The sequence below is a fragment of the Pseudomonas sp. MWU16-30317 genome (assembly GCF_020515695.1).
Classification (GTDB): Bacteria; Pseudomonadota; Gammaproteobacteria; order Pseudomonadales; family Pseudomonadaceae; genus Aquipseudomonas.
This window is the reverse complement of record NZ_JAIWJA010000004.1, coordinates 289,612-310,402: the sequence shown is the minus strand read 5'-3', so window position 1 is coordinate 310,402 and position 20,791 is coordinate 289,612. Positions and strand designations below refer to the sequence as shown.

The 20,791-nt window shown below is 65.1% G+C and carries 15 protein-coding genes; 8 read left to right on the top strand and 7 right to left on the bottom strand.

Annotated features, from left to right (window positions below; translation table 11 throughout):
- Entirely contained in the window at positions 1-810 is an 810-nt protein-coding gene (locus LIX93_RS14315) for an SDR family oxidoreductase (protein WP_226504712.1), read from the bottom strand.
- Positions 811-836: 26 nt separating this feature from the next.
- Complete coding sequence (locus LIX93_RS14310; protein WP_226504711.1) at positions 837-2,429, bottom strand: ABC transporter substrate-binding protein; 1,593 nt, start codon at positions 2,427-2,429, stop codon at positions 837-839.
- Positions 2,430-3,407: 978 nt separating this feature from the next.
- Here LIX93_RS14310 and LIX93_RS14305 point away from each other — a divergent pair.
- The 8 genes from LIX93_RS14305 to LIX93_RS14270 all read left to right on the top strand — a co-directional run bounded on the left by LIX93_RS14305 (position 3,408) and on the right by LIX93_RS14270 (position 13,995).
- Complete coding sequence (locus LIX93_RS14305) at positions 3,408-4,295, top strand: ABC transporter permease (RefSeq protein ID WP_226504710.1); 888 nt, start codon at positions 3,408-3,410, stop codon at positions 4,293-4,295.
- Positions 4,282-5,040: an ABC transporter ATP-binding protein gene (locus LIX93_RS14300; protein ID WP_226504709.1), complete on the top strand. Its 759-nt coding sequence runs from the start codon at positions 4,282-4,284 to the stop codon at positions 5,038-5,040. The genes LIX93_RS14305 and LIX93_RS14300 overlap by 14 nt, the downstream gene beginning before the upstream one ends.
- A 43-nt stretch (positions 5,041-5,083) precedes the next feature.
- Positions 5,084-6,097, top strand: a complete 1,014-nt coding sequence (locus LIX93_RS14295; protein ID WP_226504708.1) for a hypothetical protein — start codon at positions 5,084-5,086, stop codon at positions 6,095-6,097.
- A 3-nt stretch (positions 6,098-6,100) separates the two neighbouring features.
- Positions 6,101-7,342, top strand: coding sequence for an acyl-CoA dehydrogenase family protein (locus tag LIX93_RS14290; protein WP_226504707.1), 1,242 nt, complete (start codon positions 6,101-6,103; stop codon positions 7,340-7,342).
- Positions 7,339-8,640: an NtaA/DmoA family FMN-dependent monooxygenase gene (locus LIX93_RS14285; RefSeq protein ID WP_226504706.1), complete on the top strand. Its 1,302-nt coding sequence runs from the start codon at positions 7,339-7,341 to the stop codon at positions 8,638-8,640. The genes LIX93_RS14290 and LIX93_RS14285 overlap by 4 nt, the downstream gene beginning before the upstream one ends.
- Positions 8,641-8,676: 36 nt before the next feature.
- Positions 8,677-10,059: an MmgE/PrpD family protein gene (locus LIX93_RS14280; RefSeq protein WP_226504705.1), complete on the top strand. Its 1,383-nt coding sequence runs from the start codon at positions 8,677-8,679 to the stop codon at positions 10,057-10,059.
- A 19-nt stretch (positions 10,060-10,078) separates the two neighbouring features.
- On the top strand, positions 10,079-11,710 hold the full coding sequence (locus LIX93_RS14275) for a rhodanese-like domain-containing protein (RefSeq protein ID WP_226504704.1): 1,632 nt from the start codon (positions 10,079-10,081) through the stop codon (positions 11,708-11,710).
- A 251-nt stretch (positions 11,711-11,961) separates the two neighbouring features.
- Positions 11,962-13,995, top strand: coding sequence for a M10 family metallopeptidase C-terminal domain-containing protein (locus tag LIX93_RS14270; RefSeq protein ID WP_226504703.1), 2,034 nt, complete (start codon positions 11,962-11,964; stop codon positions 13,993-13,995).
- Positions 13,996-14,080: 85 nt separating this feature from the next.
- On the opposite strand, the gene LIX93_RS14265 is transcribed toward LIX93_RS14270, so the two are convergent.
- From LIX93_RS14265 to LIX93_RS14245, 5 genes are all read right to left on the bottom strand, one after another.
- Positions 14,081-14,800: a UTRA domain-containing protein gene (locus LIX93_RS14265; RefSeq protein WP_226504702.1), complete on the bottom strand. Its 720-nt coding sequence runs from the start codon at positions 14,798-14,800 to the stop codon at positions 14,081-14,083.
- A gap of 48 nt (positions 14,801-14,848) precedes the next feature.
- Entirely contained in the window at positions 14,849-15,433 is a 585-nt protein-coding gene (gene pnuC, locus LIX93_RS14260; RefSeq protein WP_226504701.1) for a nicotinamide riboside transporter PnuC, read from the bottom strand.
- Positions 15,434-15,446: 13 nt separating this feature from the next.
- Complete coding sequence (locus tag LIX93_RS14255; RefSeq protein WP_226504700.1) at positions 15,447-17,603, bottom strand: TonB-dependent siderophore receptor; 2,157 nt, start codon at positions 17,601-17,603, stop codon at positions 15,447-15,449.
- A gap of 100 nt (positions 17,604-17,703) precedes the next feature.
- Positions 17,704-19,860, bottom strand: coding sequence for a phosphotransferase (locus LIX93_RS14250; RefSeq protein ID WP_226504699.1), 2,157 nt, complete (start codon positions 19,858-19,860; stop codon positions 17,704-17,706).
- On the bottom strand, positions 19,857-20,777 hold the full coding sequence (locus LIX93_RS14245; RefSeq protein ID WP_226504698.1) for an ABC transporter substrate-binding protein: 921 nt from the start codon (positions 20,775-20,777) through the stop codon (positions 19,857-19,859). Before LIX93_RS14245 ends, LIX93_RS14250 begins: the two co-directional genes overlap by 4 nt.
- Between the last annotated feature and the right edge of the window lie 14 nt (positions 20,778-20,791).

Sequence of the window (20,791 nt, the reverse complement as noted above, 5' to 3'; positions counted from 1 at the left end):
TCAGATGACCGGGTCCGCGCCGCCGTTGACCGGGATCACCGCACCGGTGATGTAGCTGGCGCGGGCGCTGGCGAGGAACACGGCGAGGTCGGCGACTTCTTCGGGGCGGGCGAAACGGCCCAGTGGAATCTGCGCCTCGGCATCTTGCAGCGCTTGCTCCTTGCTGATGCCGCGGCGGGTGGCTTCGAGGCTGATGGCCTGGTCGACGCGGCCGGTGTAGGTGAAGCCCGGGTTGATGGCGTTGATGCGAATGCCGTGACGGGCATAGTGCTTGGCCAGGCCGACGGTGGACAGCAGCAGGGCGGCGTTGGCCGAGCCCCCGGGCAGGTGGGTGGCGGTGGGGTGTTTGCCGCCGGTGCCGACGATGTTGACGATGGCCGCGCTCTGCAGCGGCTGGCCACTGGCTTCGGCCCTGGCCAGCAGGCGCTTGAGCACGGCATCCTGGGTATGGATGGTGGGGAAGAACTTGGCGTCCAGCGCCGCTTGCCAGGTCTGCGCGTCGAGAAGCTCGGGCTCGGTACGCTTGGCCGCACCGGCGCTGTTGACGAGGATATCGATCGGTCCTTGGCGGGTTTCGGCATCGGCAATCGCCGCTTCGGCCGCAGCGGCGTCGCTGAGGTTGGCACTGATCACCTGCACCTGGATGCCGGCATGGGCGAACTGGCGCCGGGCCTCTTCGAGGGTGGCCGGGTCGCGGGCGATCAAGCTCAGGCGCGCACCTTCGGCGGCGAACGCATGGGCGATGGCCAGGCCGATGCCCTTGCTGGCGCCGGTGATGACGACGTGCTTGTCAGTGAGTTGCAGGTGCATGGCAGTACTCCTTATACACGGGCTGGTCAGGGCGCGATGGACACGTCTTTGAGGGATGACAAGGCGCCGTCCGGCGCCACGCTCACCTCTTGCAGGCGCTTGCTGTAGACGGTGAAATTCTGTTGTTCGAACAGAGGTACTACCGGGAGGTCGTGCTGGGCGATGCGTTGGAATTCGTAGAAGTCCTGCTGGCGCCGCGTCGGGTCGATCTCGCCTTGCAGGGCGGCGATGACCTTGTCCATGGCCGGGCTGCTGTAGTCGGAGGCATTGCTCCACGGCACGCCGGGGGTGATGTTGGCGGTGGAGTACTGGCGCAGGCCGCCGATCTGCGGGTCCATCATCGGTACCCAGCGGCCGGTGTTGATGTCGAAGTCGTAGTCGCTGTAGACGCGTTTGATGAAGCCGGCGAGGTCCTGGGTGCGCACGGTGACATCGATGCCGACTTTCTTCAGGCTCTGGCGGATGAATTCGGACTGGTTCTTGAAGCCTTCATGGAACGGCTGGTAGTCGATGTTGATGCGAAAGCGCACGCCGTCGGCGCCACGGGGGTAGCCGGCTTCATCGAGGAGCTTGTCGGCCTGGGCGATATCGAAGGGGTACTGCTGGACGCCGTCGGTGGTGTAGAAGTTCTTGAGCGAGGAGGGCACCGGCCCGGTGGCGGGTTTGCCCAGGCCATACCAGACCACGTCGATCAGCGCCTGTTTGTCTATCGCCTGGTCGATGGCCTGGCGCACCTTGAGGTTGGCCAGCACCGGGTTGCGCAAGTTGAATTCGAGGAACACGTAGGCGGCGGACGACTCATAGCCGCGTTTGGCGACCACCAGTTCAGGGTTGTGGCTGAGGCGCTCGACATCGCTGAAAGGCACCGAATCGTAGGGCGAGTACTGCACCTCGCCGGTCTCCAATGCGGCGGCGCGCGAGCTGGCGTCGGGGATGATGCGGAACACCAGCTTGTCGACCTTGGGCTTGCCAGCGTCCCAATAGTCCGGGTTGCGGGTGAGCTCGATGTATTGGCCACGCTCCCATTTGACGAACTTGAATGGGCCGGTGCCGATAGGGTCGAGGTTGTGCGGGTTTTTCAGGATGTCGGTGCCGGCATACAGGTGCGCCGGGAGGATCTGCGCTTCATTGGCGTTGATCGAGCTGAGGATGACCAGCGACGGTTGCTTGAGCTTGAATACGGCGGTGTAGGGGTCGGGGGTGAGCACGTCTTCCAGCGCGGCGAAGGTGGTGCGCCCACGGGGGTGGACCTTTTTCCAGACTTCCAGTGCGGAGTATTTGACGTCGGCCGAGGTGAAGGGCTGGCCATCATGCCATTTGACCCCGTGGCGCAGGTGGAAGGTGATGCTCAGGCCGTCCTTGGCGATGTCCCACGACAGCGCCAGGCTCGGTTGTGGCTGCATGTTCTGGTCATAGCTCACCAGCCCTTCATAGATGTTGTTGGAGACCACGCCGTTGGGGAAGTTGGTATTGAAGCTCGAGGTCAGGGCCACCGGTTCCGGCTGCACGATGGCGGTCAGGGTCACGGCCATGGCCTGGGCGCTGGCGAGCAGCGTGATCAAACCGGCGGCGATCACGGGCACACCACTACGACGTAGGGATGACAGGTCGAATCTCATTGACGATATCCAGTCAGGCCCGCGCAGATCGTTGGCGGTCTGCTTCGCGTGGCGACTCCAGAAGAAAGCGTTTGGCGTTCAGGCTGATACGCGCAGGGAGCCGGTATTCCGGTGTGGCCACGCTATAGAGTCGTGCTGCGTAGTGCCAATATCGTTAGTGCATATTCTTAGGCGATGAGGATTATTCGAAATAAGCGCGGGTTGGGGATATAAGCTTATTCCTTGGGTGGTTATTTCTGACTTGTCGTTTTTTTGGGGACTGCGCTGGTTCTGCTTTCGAGTCGGCCTTGGGGTCGCCGCCCCCGCCATTGGCCCCTCGCTGACGCTCGGGGTTCCCGCGCTTCGACGCACTGACGAGGGGCACGCCCCGATGGGCCTTCCATGGCCCAACGGGGCTTAGCCGGCATCCATGCCGGCTATCCCCTCGTCAGTGCGTCGAAACGCGGCCTGCTGGAAGGGGGCCGCGACCCCAAGGCTGACTCGAAAGCAGAACAGTGACATCAGTGCCGTTTCTTCAAAAAAGCTTTAGGACGCCGCCCAAATCTCGGCTGGTACTTTGCTGCGGGCCTGTGCGCCGTGCCCTCTCTTCAGGTGCCGGAACGCGGGTACCCTGAGCCTAGGCGAAGGGCCAATGGGCAGGGCGCGCCGCACAGGCCCGCAGCAAAGGACTACCCCAATCTCAGACCCCACCTCCAAAAAACCTCCGGCATAAATACCTGCGTTGTTCAATGCAAGTCCCTAGCGACATCGTTCGATGCAAGCTCCAAGCGAAAGGACGAAACAAAATCAAAGTGCCAATTGGTTTTAAGTTTATAACCTCGAGCATTAATCAATAGTGTTCAGGCGTTTATATAACCATAGAACATAACGCTCTTTCCGTTCCATATGGCTTTGCTCTATTACTGCTGTGCCGTAACTGCGCGAGTGACTGCTTGAAAGTCGCCGTGTCAATGCACATTCTGTAAAGGAGTCATCGTCATGCGTCAGCCTGCTTCGCCCTTGTCGCCGCCCGCACTCACAGTCGCCGATGTGCCCTTGGTCGAGTACCGGTTTCACGATGGCGTGCTGGTGCCCGCTGGCTGGTTGGGGCGGGTGCGGCGTCAGGCCGGTCGGTTGGGCGGGTTGCGGTTGCTCATCCCGATTGTGCTGCTGGTCCTGTGGCAACTCAGCGCCAAGGCTGGCTGGCTGAGCGAATTCGTCTTGCCCTCGCCCTGGAGCATCATCCAGGCCTATCAGGAACTCTGGCACACCGGCGAGCTGCAGGCGGCGCTGCCGGTGTCTTTGGGCCGGGCCGGGCTGGGGCTGTTGATCGGCGGCGGCCTGGGGCTGGTGCTGGGCGTCATCGCAGGCCTGTCGACCTTGGCCGAGCGTCTTTATGACGCGCCTCTGCAGATGCTGCGCACCATTCCGTTCATTGCCCTGGTGCCGCTGTTCGTGGTGTGGTTCGGCATTGGCGAGTGGTCCAAGGTACTGCTGATCATCGGCGCGTCGATCTTCCCGGTGTACCTCAACGCCTACCACGGCATTCGCGCCATCGACAAACGCCTGCTGGAACTGGGCGTCAGTTTCGACATGAACCAGCGTCAGGTAGTGCGCCTTATCGTACTGCCGCTGGCCATGCCGAGCATTCTTGTGGGCTGGCGCTATGCCGCCGGCGCCGCGCTGCTGGGGCTGGTGGCCGCCGAGCAGATCAACTCCAACGCTGGCATCGGCTACATCCTCAACAACGCCAACCAGTTTCAACGCACCGACATCATCATCGCCGGCATCCTCATCTATGCCGTGCTCGGTGTGATCGTCGACATCGTCATGCGCCTGATCGAACGCGCGCTGCTCAGCTGGAGACCCCGTCATGAGCCATCTTGAAAGCCTCGGCCCGTATCAGGCCGCGCGCTTGACGCCGCCTGCCGCCACGCCCGCCGTCATTGACCTGCAAGGCCTGAGCAAACGCTATGGCGACCAGGTGATTCTCGACGCCTTGGACTTCACCTTGGGCAAAGGCGAGTTCGTTGCTCTGGTCGGGCCTTCGGGCACCGGCAAGACCACCTTGCTGCGCATCGTCGGTGGCCTCGAAACCGCCAGTGGCGGCAGTGCGGCGATCGCCGAGCGCACCTCGGTGGTGTTCCAGGACCCGCGCCTGATCCTTGCGCAGCGGGTCTGGCGCAACGTCGTGCTGCAAGACCACAAGGCCCCCGACAGCTATGCCCGTGCCGTAGCGGCGCTGACCGAAGTCGGGCTGGGCAACAAGGCCGATGCCTGGCCTTCGAGCCTGTCTGGTGGCGAGGCGCAGCGGGTCGGCCTGGCCCGCGCGCTGTACCGCGCGCCCGACCTGTTGCTGCTCGACGAACCTTTCAGCGCGCTGGACGCCTTTACTCGGCGCAAGGCCCAGGACCTGGTGATCGAGCTGTGGCGCGAGCATCAGCCAGGCGTGTTGCTGGTGACCCACGACATCGAAGAGGCGATCTTGCTGGCCGACCGCGTGCTGGTGCTCGGTGCGGGCTTCGTCAAGGCCGACATCCCGGTCAACCTGCCGCGCAAGCGTGACCCCACCGCCAGCGATTTCAACCAGATCAAGCGCAGCGTGCTGCACCACCTTGGCAGCGTCGCCTGACTCGCCTTCCGCTAGATGCCCTTATCAAAAGTAGAGAACATCGATGAACAAGATTGTCCGCGGGCTGTTGCTGCCCACCTTGGGTCTGATTGCATTCCACGCCACTGCCCAGGAGCGCACCACGCTCACCATCGCCTATCAGGATGCCGGCTTCCCGGCTCTGATCAAGGAATCCAAGGTCCTCGACGGCGCGCCGTTCGACGTCAAATGGGTATTGCTCACCGGCCCGGCCGCCAACCTCTCGGCGCTGTACGGCAAGGCCATCGATGTGGGCCACATGGGCGACACCTCGCTGACCATCGAACAGGCCAATGCGCGCACTGACTGGACGGCTGCCGACGCGCCGCTGAAAATCGTCGCCGGCTGGCGCAACGACTACAGCCCCGACTACTCGCCGCTGGTCACCGCGGTACGCACTTCGGTCCACATCGACACCCCGGCGCAGCTCGCCCACCACAGCTGGGCCTACAACTACGGCGGCTACAACCACGCCCAGTACCTGGTGTCGCTGGTCAAAGCCGGGTTGACGGAAAAAGACATCAGCCCGTTCAAATTCAACGACGGCGCATCTTCGGCGGCGGCGTTCAACTCCGGGCAGACCGACGCCTATTCCGGCAGCCTGGGGCCGATTCTGCAGAGCGTACGCGGTGGTCAGGCCAAGGTGCTGCTCGATGATCGCGCCACGGGTATTCCGGCCCTGGGGGTATGGACCGCCCGCGCCGATGTACTTGCCGACCCTGCCAAGAGCGAAGCGCTCAAGGGCTTCTTTCAACGGGTGAGCAACTACTGGGCGTGGCACAAGAGCCACCAGCAGGAAGCCACCGCGGTGCTGCAGACCACCCTCAAGCTGACGCCGGAGCGGGCGGTCTACGAGTATCAGGTGCGCAGCGGTGCCTTCCGGCCGTTCGATGCCAAGTTGCTGGCCGAAGAGCAGAACGTCGCCGACGCCTTGTTCGCCGGTGGCGCGATCAAGAAGAAGGTCGACGTCAAGGTCGGTTTCGATGACCGCTACAACGCCGTGCAGCAGGCCGTTCCTCCACAAGTGGCGGGGCGCTGAGCCATGACCGACGCCGTGAAATTCCTGGCCGAGCTGAGCGCTCTGGCCGAAAGTATCGCTACCAGCGCCGACGTGCGCGACCGCCAGCGCGCCTACGGCCATGACGTTATCGATCAATTGCGCGCGCTGGGCTTCTGGCGCCTCAACGTGCCGGTGGCCTATGGCGGCCTGGGCTTCGATCATGAGGTGCTGATCCAGGCGGTGGCCATCGTCGCCAAGGCCGATGGCAGCCTGGGACAGATCCCGCAGAACCATTTCAACTCCGTCGAGCGTCTGCGCATCGCCGGCAGCCCGGCGCAGCGCGACCATTATCTGTCGCAGATCGGCGCCGGGCAGTTCTTCGGCAATGCCACCGCCGAGCCCGGCGAACGCTACCCCGGGGAAGCCGCTGCCGCCTTGACGCCAGCGGCTGAGGGCTGGCGCCTGAATGGCCGCAAGGTATATTCCACCGGTGCCTTGCTCGCTGATCACATCAGCGTGCAATGCCTGGACGAAACCGGCCGCGCCTGCTCGGCCATCGTCACCCGGGGCGCCGCAGGCGTGACGATCACTGACGATTGGGACGGTCTTGGGCAGCGCACCACGGCCTCTGGCAGCTCGGTGTTCGTCGACACTCCGGTGTCGGCCCTGGGGGTGATCAGCCACCCCCGCGATCCGCAGGTGTCTTACCGGATTTCGGCGCAAAGCCAACTGCTGCACGCGGCCATCGACGTCGGCTTGGCCGAGGGCGCGCTGCAGCGTGCAGTGGATTTGTCGCGGCATGTGCATGGTGGCCGCGGCAGCGGTGCCAAGGCATTCGCCGATGATGTGCTGGGCATCGCGCAGCTGGGCGAACTGGTGCTGCTGGCCGGTGCCGCGCGGCGCTTGACCGAAAGCGCCGCGCGGCGTTTGGCGGCCAGCGACGCGCACACCGAGCTGGCGACGGTACTGGATATCTTCTATGAAGTGGCCCAGGCCAAGGTTCTCACGACTCGCGCGGTGCTGGAGGTCAGCTCGGCGCTCTTCGATGTCGGCGGTGCCAGTTCGGCGCGGGTCGGCAGCGGCCTGGATCGCTACTGGCGCGATGCGCGCACCCACACTCTGCACGATGCGGTGCGCTGGAAACCCCATTCCATCGGCCTGTGGGCCAGCCAACGGATCGTCGCCGACCCCTGGAGCATCGGCCATCCGTATCGCCCCTATGACGAGCTGTTGACCGCACACCGCCTTGCCCGCCTCGCCGCAGCTCAGGAGGTACCCGCATGACCCGCCAATTGCACCTGAACGTCAACGTCAACAACAGTGGTCGTCATCCCGCCTCGTGGCGCGTGGCCGATGATCCGCTGGGGTTTCTTAGCCTGGAGTTCTACGAGAACATCGGCCGCCTGGCCGAGCGCGGCAAGCTCGACGCGGTGTTTTTCTCCGACGGCTTCGATTATGGCGGCCCCCATGTGGAGCGCCCCTGGCAAGCCCTCGATCCCTTCATTCCTCTCACCGCCGTGGCGCGGGTGACCCAGCATGTCGGCCTGGTGGCGACGGTGTCATCGAGCTTTCACGAGCCCTACAACATCGCCCGCACTGTAGCGTCGCTGGACTTTATCAGCGGCGGTCGCGCGGCCTGGAACGTGGTGGGCACGCGCACCCCGGAAGTGGCGCAGCTGTTCGGCCTGGAGCAACTGCTCGACCACGACGCCCGTTACGCCCGCGCCGAGGAGGCCGTTGAAGTGGTCAAGGCGCTGTGGGGCACGTGGGACAAGGATGCGCTGCGCGGCGATCAGCGCAGCGGCCAGTTCGTCGATGTGCGGGGCATTCACCCCATCGATCATCAGGGCACCTACTTCAAGGTCAAGGGCGCCCTGAACGTGCCGCGCTCGCCCCAGGGCCGTCCGGTGGTGCTCCAGGCTGGCGGCTCGCCGCAGGGCATGGGCCTGGCGGCGCGGCATGCCGATGCGGTGTTTACCGTCAATCACAGCCTCGAGGCGGCGCAGGCCTTCTATCGCAGCATCAAGTCCGAAGCCGCGCAATACGGGCGTGGCGCCGACGAAATATTGATTCTCCCAGGGCTGCTGCCGATTCTTGGCAGTACCGAAGCCGAGGCCATCGCGCGCAAGGATTGGCTCGATGAAGTGTCCGGCTTTGAGCGCGAGCGCCTTGACCTGGCCAACTCTTTGGCCATCGACGCGCAACACCTGAAACTCGACGAACAACTGCCGTGGACGAAAATCGAAGATGCCGCCCGCAGCCGTGCGGGCCAGGGCTTTGCCAAGGCGGTGCTGGACTTGGCCGCGCGCGAACGCCTGACCGTGCGCGAGCTGCTCAAGCGCAACCCCAATGGCCACCGCAATATCGTCGGCACCGCCGAGCAGGTCGCCGACTCCATCGAGCAGTGGTTTCGCGGGCATGCCGCCGACGGTTTCAATTTGAACGCCGACTATTTTCCCCAGGGCCTGGAAGCGATCGTCGAGCAATTGGTGCCGGAACTGCAGCGCCGCGGGCTGTTCCGCCGCGAATACGAGGCCAGCACCTTGCGCGGCAACCTCGGGCTGCAATTGCCGTGGTCGTGAAGGTGCGACGCCTCGACGGGGGCTGGAGGAGGGCGCATGCGCGGTGACTCCATCACGCTGCGCCTGGCCACGGCCGCCAGCCGCCTGCGCTACGACGATCTGCCTGGCGAGGTGGTGGATCAGGCACGCTTGTTGATGACCGACACCTTGCTGGTTGCGGCCGCCGGGCAGACCTCGACCCTGGCCCGCAACCTGTGCGCCACCCTGGCGCCCTCGGTCGGCAACTGCCACGCCTGGTTCGTCGACGACCGCGCGCCGATGTCGCCGGTGGACGCGGCCTTCATCAACAGCCTGCACGCGGCGATGCCCGGTTACGCCAGCATCAATGACAAGGTCCATGCCGACATCGTGTGCCTGCCGGCCGCTTGGGCCATGGCCGAACACCTGGGCAGCAGCGCCGCCGAGTTGCTGCTGGCGTTCGTCGCCGCCAGCGAGATCGTCGGGCGTTTGTCCCACCATGCCACCCAGCGCAGCGCGGGCTGGTCGCACACCTCTTTGTACGGATGCCTGGGCGCGGCACTGGCCGCAGGATTGCTGATGAAGTTAGCGCCCGAGCAGTTGGCCGATGCCATGGGCCTGGCCCTGGCCCAGGGCGCGGGCACCCAGCAGGGCAGTCTGGAAGCAGCGATCAGTCGGCGTTTGCAACCGGCCTTCGCCAGCCGCAACGGCGTGTTCGCCGCGCAGTTGGCTGCGGCCGGTGCCACGGCGGCTAGCCAGGCGGTAGAGGGGCGTTTCGGCTTGCGTGCGCTGTATGAGGCAGGCGACGACAAGCGCCTGTTCAGCGCTTTGTGGCAAGACTGGCAACTGCTCGACACCTCGCTCAAGCCTTGGCCAGTGTCGGCTTGCAGCCAGGCGGCCATCGCAGCCACCCTGGACTTGCGTCAGCGCCATGAGGTTGACGAGCAGGAAATTCTGGAGATCGTCGCCTACGTCTCGCCCTTCATGTTTCGCTATGTGGGGGCCGAGTTCAGCCTGGAGGGCGATCTGGAAATGCTCGCCCAGTTCAACCTGCGCTACCACCTGGCAACCGCCGTGTTGCGCGGCCCGGTGACCTTCGCCCATCTGCGGCCGGAGGCGCTGCAGGACGCCGACATCGCCCGGGTGCTGCGCAAGGTGCACCTGCGCGTCGACCCGCGCAACAACCATGATTTCGCCCCGGTGACCGTGGCCATCACCCTGCGTGACGGACGGGTATTGGAGGCGCTGCAGGCGCACTTGCCGGGCTCGCGTCAGCAACCGCTGAGCGCTGCCGAATTTGCCGCCAAGGCTGCCAGCTGCGGCGCGCAAGCCGGTATCGACGGCCTGGCGTTGCTGGAGCGCTTGCGCCATTTCGAACACGCCACTGTCCCTGTGGGAGCGGGCTCTGCCCGCGAAGCGCTGCGTCAATTTTCCCGCGGATGTCCCTCGCCCACTCACTAACTCGATGAAGGATCACGACATGTCAGCTCCCCAAAATACCGAACAGGCCATCGTCCCGACCGTGACCGTCGGCCAGTTGCGCGAGCGCTTGGCCGGCACCGGCGAAATCGCTTTGATCGATGTCCGCGAGCAGGGTGTGCAGGCGCGCGACGGTTACATCCTGCGCAGCGCCGGCCTGCCCCTGAGCCAACTGGAGTTGCGCGCGGCGACCTTGCTGCCGCGCTTGCACGCCCCGGTGATCGTCACCGATGCCGGGGACGAAAGCCTGGCCCGCCGCGCCGTTGCCAAGCTGCAGGCACTGGGCTACAACCAGGTCAGTGTGCTGCTGGGCGGCGTCGCGGCGTGGCGGGCCCAGGGTGGCGAGCTGTTCACCGGCACCAGCGCCCTGAGCAAAGGCTTTGGCGAATTCGTCGAGCATCAGTACGGCACGCCGCACCTGAGCGCCGAGGCCCTCAAGCAGCGCCTCGACAACGGTGAACGGATCGTCCTGCTCGATGGCCGGACCCTCGCCGAATTCGACACCTTCAGCATTCCCGGCGCCCAGGCGTGCCCCAATGGCGAGCTGGTCTATCGCGTGCATCCGCTGCTGGCCGACGACAGCACGCCAGTGGTGATCAACTGCGCCGGGCGTACGCGCTCGATCATCGGCGCGCAGACGCTGATCAACGCCGGGCTCAAGAACCCGGTGCTGGCCCTGGAGAACGGCACCATGGATTGGCTCACGGCTGGCTTCGATCTGCAAAGCGGTGTCGAGGCCACAGTGGCGGCCCCGGCACGCTTGCAAGCCGCGGATGCCGCAGCCAGGCACCTGATCGAGCACTTCAGGGTGCCGGTGATCGATCTGCCGACGCTGGAGCATTACCGCCTGGAAGCGACCCAGCGCACCTTGTACCTGTATGACGTGCGCACCCGCGCCGAGTACCAGGCCGGGCATCTGCCGGGCGCACGCTGGGCCGAAGGCGGGCAGTTGGTACAGGGAGTGGACGTGTACATCGGCGTGCAGAACGCGCGGGTAGTGCTGGTCGACGATGAGCATGGCGTGCGCGCGGCGGCGGCGGGCTCGTGGCTGGCGCAGATCGGTTGGGCCGAGGTGTCGATCCTGCGTGTCGACGCCGCGCAGGCCAGCGAACGCGGCGATGATCCACAGCCGTTGCGCGCGCCGTTGCCCAAGGTGCAGCGTCTGACCCCGGCGGCGTTGGCCGAGCTGTTGCCTGCGGGTGACGCCGTAGTACTCGACCTGGACAGCAGCCTGGCGTATCGCGAGGGGCATGTGCCGGGTGCCTGGTTCGCCATTCGCGCACGGCTCGACCAGCGGTTGCGCGAGTTGCCCGGCAGCGGCGCGGTAGTGCTCACCTCCAGTGACGGACGTATCGCCCAGCTAGCTGCGGCCGAAGTGCAGGCGCACGTGGTGCGCCAGGTGCTGGTGCTTGAAGGGGGCACCCAGGCCTGGCGCCAGGCCGGGCAAAAGCTCGAGCAAGGGGAGCAGCGCTTGTGGGACAGCACCGATGATGTGTGGCGTTCGCCGTATCAGCTGCAGGATCGCAACGCCGCGTTCCGCGAGTATCTGGACTGGGAGCTGGGGCTGGTAGAGCAGTTGCAGCGCGATGGGACATCGCGGTTCAAGACCTTTCCTGCGGTGACCGCACTCTGAACCTGTCGCAAGGGGGCTCGCCCCGTGGGCCCGACCTGCCCGGCGCGCACCCTTGCTCCCACAGCTAAATACGACTCGATATCGGCTAACACCCACGGGCGCAACGCTTCCTCGCGAAGAGGCCATGTGCCACACCGCACCACTCCGACGACTGACCTTTCACCCTTCTGGCGCAGGCCCGAAAAGCCGCTAGGGTCAAGGAGCCGAGGCGCGACGCCTCTTTCCTTACCACCCGCGCAAAGGACTGTCCCATGGCCGCTCTCGATACCTCCGCACTTGACACCACAGCCCACACCACCCGCACCTCCCCAGGCAAGACTGTGCTCGACGTCACCGGGTTTGACGACCTCAACCAGAGCATCGCCGTGCAGGACGACGGCAAGATCCTCGTCGCCGGCTTCACCTTCTACGGCGGTATCATCGAGACCGCCTACGACTACTCCATCGTGCGCCTCAACGCCGACGGCACCCTTGACCACAGCTACGGCACGGACGGGCGCACGGTGATCGATGCCGAGGTCTCCATCGATCAGGGCTACACCCTGGCCGTGCAGCCCGATGGCAAATTGCTGATGTCCTACATGACCTACAATGGCAGCAGCTTCGATTTCCAGGTCACCCGCTTCACCGCCCAAGGGGTGCTGGACAGCGCGTTCAACGGCACTGGCCGGGTCGATATCGCCGCCGGGATCGACCCGGGCAGCGCCACGATCAAGCTCAACGCCGATGGCTCGATCCTGCTGACCGGTACTGCCGACGATCACGTCGTGGTGACCCAATTGCACGCCGATGGCAGCCTCGACCGCAACTTCGGCGACCAGGGCACTATGATCATCTCCAGCATCGAGCTGTTTGACGCCCGTGCCACGTTGCTGGCCGATGGCAAGCTGCTGCTCGGTGGCACCGTCTACGCCGACGGCAGCTATCAATATGCCGTGGCGCTGATCAACGCCGATGGCAGCCTCGACACCCGCTTCGGTACGAATGGGCAGGTGGTGCTGGGCAACAGCACGGGCCTGGATTACACCAGTGCGGTGACCGAGCAGGCCGATGGCAAGATCCTCATCGCCGGCGCCGGTTCTGCGGATTTTGGCCTGGTACGGCTCAACGCCGATGGTAGCTTCGACACCACCTTCAGCGGTGATGGCCAGACCACCCTGGACGTCCAGGGCCACGACGCAGCCCACTCGGTAACGGTGCTTGCCGACGGCAAGATCCTCGTCGCCGGCACCAGTGCACTGGGCAACAACCAGGACTACAGCATCATCCGCCTTGACAGCGACGGCTCGCTCGACACCACCTTCGCCAGCCCCAACGGCAAGTCCTATATCCAGGGTTCGGCGGTAGACGACGTGCTGGTGGGTACCGCTGCCGCCGAGACCCTGCAAGGCCTGGCCGGTACCGATGTGCTGGAGGGCGGTGGCGGTCGCGATCAGTTGGCAGGCGGCAGCGGCGCGGACGTGTTCCGTTTCACCTCGCGCGACGACAGCTATCGCACCGCGACCACCAGCGCCAGCGACCATATCGTCGACTTCAACGCCGAGCAGGACCGCATCGACCTCAGCACCCTGGGTTTTACCGGCCTGGGCGACGGCCACAATGGCACCCTGGCGGTGGTTGCCAACAACGACAGTAGTTTCACCTATTTGAAAAGTTTTGACGCCGACGCCAGCGGCCACCGTTTCGAGCTCGTCCTCAACGGCGACTATGCCGGGCAACTCAACAGCGACAACGTGCTGTTCAGCACGCCGCAAATCCTCGGCACGGCGGGCAATGACGTGCTCAGTGGCTCGCCCATCGACGAGATCATCCTCGGCCGCGCCGGCGACGATCAGCTGTCTGGGGCGGGCGGTGGTGACGTGCTGGTGGGCGGCGCCGGCCGCGATGTGCTCAACGGCGGCAGCGGCAGGGACGTGTTCCTCTACACTGCGGCCAGTGACAGCTATCGCACCGCCCAGGTCAGCCACGGCGATCTGATCGCCGACTTCGAGCTGTACCAGGACCGCATCGACGTCTCCAGGCTGGGCTACACCGGCTATGGCGATGGCACCGACCACACCCTCAAGATCAGTTACAACGGCGCGCTCGATCGCACCTACCTCAAGGACCTGCAACCGGATGCGCAAGGACATCGCTTCGAAATCGCCATCCAGGGCGATGTCGAGTACGACCTGACTCGCTCCAACGTGACCTTCGCCAAGGCCGCGGCGGCGCTGGCAGCCCCCGAAGTGCCACTGGTGGCGCTAGGGGTGGCGGACACCTTGCATCATGACGTGCTGGGCTGAGTAGCCACTTGGTTCGCAGCACCTTGCACCTGTGTGACCGGTCTCTGCCCGGTCATGCGCCTGCATCGGCCCGACAAGATAGCGCTCACCCACTGATCGCCATCACCACTTCTACCGCATCCGCCCGCCAATGCTCCTGGTCATACTCCACCACTGCACCGCTCTGATCGAAGCACAGGCGTTGCAGGTGCAGGCCGTTGGAGCCCTCGGCGATGTCCAGCAGGTCGCTCTGCTGCTGATCGAGCAGCAGCGGTTTGAGGCTGATCTCGCTGCGTGCCAGGCGGCGGTCGAAGCGCTCGCGCAGCAGGGTCGTCAGCGAGCCATTCAAGGGCTGGTCGAGCAGGTCGGGGCAGTTACTGGCGCGCAGCACGTTGGTCTCCAGCAGCACCGGCACGCCATCCACCCAGCGCCGCCGTTGCAGCCAGTACACCGGCTCGGCGGCATCGACCTGCATTTTTGCTGCCAGCCACGGACCGGCCGGGCGGTATTCGGCGATCAGGCATTCGGTGCGCGGTTCGCGGCCCTGGGCGGTGACGTAGTCCATGAAACTGGTGGTGCGGGTCGGGTCGTAGTGCACCGCCAATGGTGATACGAACCAGCCGCGGCGCGGGCCGCGGTACAGGCTGCCCTGTGCTTCGAGGCGCTGCAGTGCCTGGCGCAGGGTCACGCGGGTGCAGCCGAAGTGCTCGGCCATCTCGCGTTCGGGGGCTAGCCGCTCGCCGCGTTGCAGGCGGCCGGCATCGAGGTCCGCGCTGAGTTGCTCGCTGATGCGCAGGTACTGATGCTGCGGGGCTTTATTGCTCATTCCGGGACCTGTGCGTGCATGCAGACGATGTCGATACTGGGGCCGCGCTCATGACGGCACCGGCGCGGCGGCGTTGTCGTTCTCCACATCGCGCTGCCAGGCGCGCAGGCCATAGGCTGCCAGCAGGATGAAGCCGGCGTAGAGCACGGCGGTCAGCGGCAGCGCCTTGTAGTAGTACAGGCCGCTGTAGATGGCATCGAGGATGATCCACAGCCACCAGCTGGCGATGAACTTGCGCGCTGCCCAGTAGCTGGCCACCAGGCTGAAGCCGGTCAGGCTGGCGTCGAGCCAGGGCAGCGAAGCATCGGTGAAATGCGCCATGCTAGCGCCTAGCGCCACCGAGATCACGGCGCCCACTGCCAGGCTGACCAGCGCCAGGCGTGGTGCCAGGGGTTCGATACGCACCTTGCCGTGGTCCATGCGCCCGGTTTGCCAGCGCCACCAGCCGTAGCCCTGCAGGAAGGCGAAGACGATTTGCAGGAGCATGTCGGAGTAGAGCTTCACGTCATAGAAAATCCACACGTACAGCAGCACCGCGACCACGCTGACCGGCCAGCACCATGGCGTGCGCCGCGCGGTGAGCCAGACACCCAGGACGTTGACCAGTACAGCAATGATTTCAAGAGGGGACATCGCGCAGACTCCTTCAGAAGTTGACTGTGGCCGACAGCCGCGCGGTACGCGGGGCGCCGAGGAAAAGGTAACCGTCGCCGACGGACTCGCCAACGTCGCGCCAGTAGCGTTTGTCGAACAGGTTGTCGACCGTCAGGCGAAACACCGTGTCATAGCCGTCGATGCGGGTGGTGTATCGCGCGCCGCTGTTGAACACCGCGTAGTCGCCGACCTTGACGTCGGCGCTGCGGTCGGCGTACTTGGCGCCGCTGTACTGCATGCCGCCGAGCAGCGACAGACCGTCGATGCCCGGCACGCTGTAATCGGCCGACAGGCTGGCACGCAGCGTTGGCACATTGATCGATTGATGGCCTTCGTAGGCATCGGTACCGCTGCCGGTGACCCTCGCCCGTATCGCCGCGACACTGGCAGACACCTGCAAGCGCTCACTGGCGCGGCCGCTGGCGGTGAGCTCCAGGCCGATGTTCTTCTGCTGACCCTGCTGCACGTAGGTGCTGGTGCCATCGTCGTTGGGGCGCGAATATTGATACGCCTGGGTGATCTGGAACAGCGCGGCGCCCAGGCTCAGGCGTTGCCAGTCCTGCTTGATGCCGATTTCCACTTGCCGCGAGACACTCGGGGCCAGGGTCTGATCGGCATTGGTGGTGTACCAGGCCGCCGCACTGCCCAGCGACAAACCCTTGCTGTAGCGGGCGTACAGCGACAGGTCGGCGCGCGGTTTGTAGAGCACTGCCAGGTTGGGCAAGAACTCCCACATTTGCGTATGGCGGGTGACGCTGCCGTCGGTGTCGTAGGACTTCTCGTCGAGGCGCACTTCGCGGCCGCCCAGTAGCAGCTGCCACTGCTCGTTCAGATGCAAACGGTCGTTGAAGAACAACCCGTACTGGCGGCTGTCGAGGTTGCGGTAGGTGTGGTTGAGGGCGCCATCGTAGGGCGCGAAGGTGTCGGGATACGCGTTGATATTGCCTTCCCCGACGTACTGGTTGATGGCTTCGCGCTTGTCGACGGTACGGCGGAACGCACTCACGCCCAGGTCGAGTTCATTGCGCAGGCCGCCGGTAAAGAACTCCCCGGACACCGCCGCTTCGGCTTCGTCGGTGCGCCGCGTATCGTCGGGGCTGCGAAAGTCATAGATGTCGTAGTCGCCTTCGCGGCTGAATGTATTGGGCACCGCCGTGTCGGCGCAACTGGCAGCGCCGTAGCAGGCCCAGGGGAAGGCGCTGTAATCATCGATGACCACGCGGCTGCGCGACAGGCTCAGGCGCGCGCTCCAGTCGTCGCTGAGGCGGTATTCATAGCGTCCGCTCATGTTCAGCGAATCGATACCGACCGGGTTCGACCAGCTCTGATAGCCCAGCAGATCGTGGGGATTGGCGTGATGGGGCAGTGCGGTGCCGCCGAGCAGCTGATAGCCGGGCACGGAGCGTTGTTCGCGGCTCTGGTACTCGAGGTCCAGCTGCAGGGTCGAGCGTGGATCGATGTTCCAGTCCACCGCCAGGGAGGCGAAATCGCGCTTGCCGTCGGCGTGGTCGACATAGGAGCGCAGGTCTTCATGGGCGAAGTTGGCGCGCACGCCGAATTGCTGCTCGCTGCCGAACCAGGTACCCAGGTCGGTGGCCAGGTAGCGACCGCCTTGCTCGTCGGTACCGGCGGTGATCGAGCGCACGTCCTTGGGCCGCTTGGTCACGTAATTGACCACGCCACCGGGCTCGCTGACGCCGCTTTGCAGGCCGGCCAGGCCCTTGAGCACCTCGACCTGCTCTTTGTTTTCGAGGGCGATGTTCTGCTCCCCGGTCACGGTGCGGCCGTTGATCTTGTAGCTGCTGGCGGCGTTGAGGGAGAAACCGCGCACCACGAAGTTCTCGTAGTAGCCGACCGGTGCATAGCTGTCGCCGACCGCGGCATCGTTGCGCAGCACCTCGCTGAGCAAGCGGGCCTGCTGATCCTGCAGCAGCTGGCTGTTGAAGACCGAGATGGCCGCGGGGGTATCGATCAGCGGCGCTGGCTTGCCTCCGCCGACCGAGGCTTCGGTGGCGCGATAACTGTCGGCGGCTTCACCCGTGACGGTGATGGCGCTCAGGGTGGTGGCGTCGTCGGCGAATGCCCAGGGCGAGAGCAGGCTCATGCTCGCGACCAGTGCCCGGACGGGGAAGGGAAGGCGATGAATCATTACAGCTCCTTGCATGACAGAGGGATGGCCGAGCGCACTCATCCGCTGCGCCGTTTTTTATTGGGAGCGCAGGATGAGGCATTGGAATTGAATCGGCAAATCAGGCCGGAGTTGGTCCGGTGGTCATTGGCAAGGCGGGGTTGGCGCTCCACTGCTGTAGCGAGCCATCGTAGATCATCACGTTGGCGCGCCCCAGCAGGGTCAGGGCAAAAGCAGTGGCAGCCGCTGAAATGCCACCGCCGCAGTACAGCAGCAGGGGCTCGTGACTGACTAGCAACGCCGCACCCAGGACTTCTTTTAGCTGAGCGCGGGGCAAGTAGCGGCCTTGCTCGTCGAACAGTTGCCGGGCAGGGCGATTGAGGCTGCCGGGGATGTGCCCGCGGCGCTGATAGCGGGTGGCGGCAGTGCCTTCGAACACCCCTTGGCCCAAGGCGCAGACCAGTCGGCCCGTAGTTTGGCCCTGGCTGACGGCCAGCACCTGTTGTTGATCGACCCAATGGCCGGGCTGTGGGCGCAGCGTCGGAACCGAGACGCTCGGCTGCTCGCGGCCCGGCCCTGTGTCGATCGGCAGGCCCGCAGCACGCCAGGCTGTCAGCCCGCCGTCGAGGAGACTGGCTTGGATGCCGACGCTGCGCAGCATCCACCACAGGCGCGCGGCCCAGAAGCCGTCGTTGCGATCATGGATGACGATGCGGCTGTGATCGTCGATGCCCAGGCGTTGCAACTGCGCAGCCAGGGCGTCGAGGCCCGGCATGGCGAAGCTGTAGGCAGCGTCGGCGTTGTGCAGATCGCGGGTCAGGTCGGCATGGCGGGAGCCAGGGATGTGCTCGTCGAGCCAGCCTGGGTAGCCGCTGTCGGCCCGATAGTCGCCGTCGAAACGCGGGGAGGGCAGCACGACCGTGGCGTCGAGAATGACCAGGCCGGGCTGGTGCAGATGGGCGGCGAGCCAATCTATGGATACCAGTGGGTCAGTGTCTTCTCGGGTGTCTGTAGGGGCCTTTTCGCGGGCAAGTCTTGCTCCCGCAAGTGGACGACTCTGTGCCTGTTGTCTCTGTGGCAGCAAGGCTTGCCCGCGAAGAGGCCAGCCCTGCTCGCACAGATCCGTCAGCTCCTGCGCCGGCCCCGACGAAAATCGTTTGCGCTGCAGATGCGCCAGCAATCGCTGCCCCTCGGCCCCGGCGAACCACTCGGTATGCCCCAGCAGATACCGCTGCCAGGCGATATCGGTGCTCTCCAGATTGCCCAGGACCTCGGCGAAATAGACCATCTCCGACAGCGCGAAGTCGGCGTGCACCACCGGCAGCAAAGCCGTCAGGGCCGTGATCGATGGCGCGGACAACGGCCGCAGCGCGTGATACCCCTCCAGCAATGCGTCGACCATCCCCAGGTCGGCACGGGCCTGTCCGTCGCTGTCCAGTTGCAGCCAGGGCACGGTATTGCGTTCCAGCGCGGTGGCCAGGTCATAGAGCGCGAAGGTGCGGTCGCACAAGCCGAAATCCAGCACGCTCTCGACCTGGTCGTGGGCGTCCCACAGCAGATTGGAAGCGTGCCAGTCGTTGTGCGTCCACAAGGGCGGCTGGTCGGCCAGCCAGGGGCGCAGAGCATGCAGTGCCGGCAGCACGTGGCGCTGCAGCTCGGCCTGCCAGTCCCGTTGCCCCAGGTACGCGGCCACGGCCGGATGTGCGCGCAGGTAGCCCGTCAACGCTGCGAGGGGATCCTCAGCGGCGAACACTTGCCAACGGCTGGTCAGCACCTGCGCCTGGCGCAGTGGCGCGCTGAACCCTTCGGCGCCATTGTGCAACTGCGCCAGATTTTTCCCGGCGGCATAGGCGTGAGCGCGGGTCTGGAACGGCGACCAGGACTGCGCATCGCGGTACAGGTCCTGGCCGCCGGCGCGGCGGTGGATCTCGTAGGTCCAGTCGCCGATCTGCAAAGCGCTGCGCCCGTCACTGCTGGCTTGCACCTCGGGGGCGCCTATACCGCGCTGGCGCAAATGTGCGATAAAGGCGTGTTCCTCCTCCAGCCACGCAGGCTCGCGCACCGTGTGATGGTGACGCTTGACGAACCATTCACCGCGATCGGTGCTGATCAACGCTGCCGAGGAGAACGGCCGCGGGCTGTGCCAATCGATGCGCAACAGTTCGCCCAGGTGCGGGAAATGCCTCAGCACACTGTTCACGTCGCTGCTGCTCAGTGCCGGCCAGTCGGCGGCCACTTGTTCGCCGGCCAGACCATGGGTGTGCAGGGGTTGGCTCATGCCTGAGGCTCCGTCAGGTAGTCGTTGGTGATCGCCTGCTGCCAGGCATGCGGGTGGGTAACGATACCGTGTTCGTGCAGCCAGTGGGCATAAGGCTCCACCAGTGCCTGACGTTGCTGGCCCCATTGCCCTTGATGCAGCCAGGTCGGCGCGATCAGGTGCAGCGAGCGCTCGATCAGTGTGGTGGGGAAGTATGGAATGACCCGCTCATAGGCCGCCAATGCCAGGCCCGGCTCTTGCGCAACGGCCTCGAAGCCACGTTTGCTGGCCTGCAGAAACGCTCGCAGCGTTGCCTCGTTGGCCGCCCGCCAGGCATCGCCTGCCGCCAGCAGATAGCTGTGGTAGGCCACAGCCCCCCAATCGCTGACGCGGTGCACCACCCGACGTTCTGCGGGTATGGGGCTGTCCATCAAGGCTTCCCAGGCCCAATAGCCGCCAAAGCTGGCGTCGGCGACCCCGGCGGCGAGTTCTTCTGGGCGCAGTTCGCGGGCGCCGCTGTCGACGATGATCACCGCATCGGGGTCACCGCCATCGCGGCGCACCAAGTCGCGGACCATTGCCAGGCCACGGGGTGTGGGATTCAGGGCCAGGCGTTTGCCCATCAAATCGCGGGGGCGCTCGATGGCGAATTCCCTGAGGGTTTGAAACGCTTCCAGACCGGCATGGTTGATGGCGGCGACGCCCGTGAGCGCTTGACCCCGATCGCGGCGTACCAGCAGACGATTGCTTGGGCATACCGCCAGTTCCACCTGCTGCTCGACCAAGTGCTGCAGGCTGTCGCCGCGCTCCGGATCGGCCACGCGCAGCTCTACATCCAGGCCCAGTTCGGCGTACCAGCCACGTTCGCGGGCCAGGTAGAACCCTGCCGAATTCGGCCAAGGGTGGAAGTACTCGAGCATTATTTTCAGCGACGCCATGAATCAGATTGCCT

Excerpts from the sequence above, each read along its gene's own strand:
- LIX93_RS14315 (WP_226504712.1), bottom strand. The coding sequence starts at position 810 with ATGCACCTGCAACTCACTGACAAGCACGTCGTCATCACCGGCGCCAGC.
- LIX93_RS14310 (WP_226504711.1), bottom strand. The coding sequence starts at position 2,429 with ATGAGATTCGACCTGTCATCCCTACGTCGTAGTGGTGTGCCCGTGATC.
- LIX93_RS14305 (WP_226504710.1), top strand. The coding sequence starts at position 3,408 with ATGCGTCAGCCTGCTTCGCCCTTGTCGCCGCCCGCACTCACAGTCGCC.
- LIX93_RS14300 (WP_226504709.1), top strand. The coding sequence starts at position 4,282 with ATGAGCCATCTTGAAAGCCTCGGCCCGTATCAGGCCGCGCGCTTGACG.
- LIX93_RS14295 (WP_226504708.1), top strand. The coding sequence starts at position 5,084 with ATGAACAAGATTGTCCGCGGGCTGTTGCTGCCCACCTTGGGTCTGATT.
- LIX93_RS14290 (WP_226504707.1), top strand. The coding sequence starts at position 6,101 with ATGACCGACGCCGTGAAATTCCTGGCCGAGCTGAGCGCTCTGGCCGAA.
- LIX93_RS14285 (WP_226504706.1), top strand. The coding sequence starts at position 7,339 with ATGACCCGCCAATTGCACCTGAACGTCAACGTCAACAACAGTGGTCGT.
- LIX93_RS14280 (WP_226504705.1), top strand. The coding sequence starts at position 8,677 with ATGCGCGGTGACTCCATCACGCTGCGCCTGGCCACGGCCGCCAGCCGC.
- LIX93_RS14275 (WP_226504704.1), top strand. The coding sequence starts at position 10,079 with ATGTCAGCTCCCCAAAATACCGAACAGGCCATCGTCCCGACCGTGACC.
- LIX93_RS14270 (WP_226504703.1), top strand. The coding sequence starts at position 11,962 with ATGGCCGCTCTCGATACCTCCGCACTTGACACCACAGCCCACACCACC.
- LIX93_RS14265 (WP_226504702.1), bottom strand. The coding sequence starts at position 14,800 with ATGAGCAATAAAGCCCCGCAGCATCAGTACCTGCGCATCAGCGAGCAA.
- pnuC (WP_226504701.1), bottom strand. The coding sequence starts at position 15,433 with ATGTCCCCTCTTGAAATCATTGCTGTACTGGTCAACGTCCTGGGTGTC.
- LIX93_RS14255 (WP_226504700.1), bottom strand. The coding sequence starts at position 17,603 with ATGATTCATCGCCTTCCCTTCCCCGTCCGGGCACTGGTCGCGAGCATG.
- LIX93_RS14250 (WP_226504699.1), bottom strand. The coding sequence starts at position 19,860 with ATGAGCCAACCCCTGCACACCCATGGTCTGGCCGGCGAACAAGTGGCC.
- LIX93_RS14245 (WP_226504698.1), bottom strand. The coding sequence starts at position 20,777 with ATGGCGTCGCTGAAAATAATGCTCGAGTACTTCCACCCTTGGCCGAAT.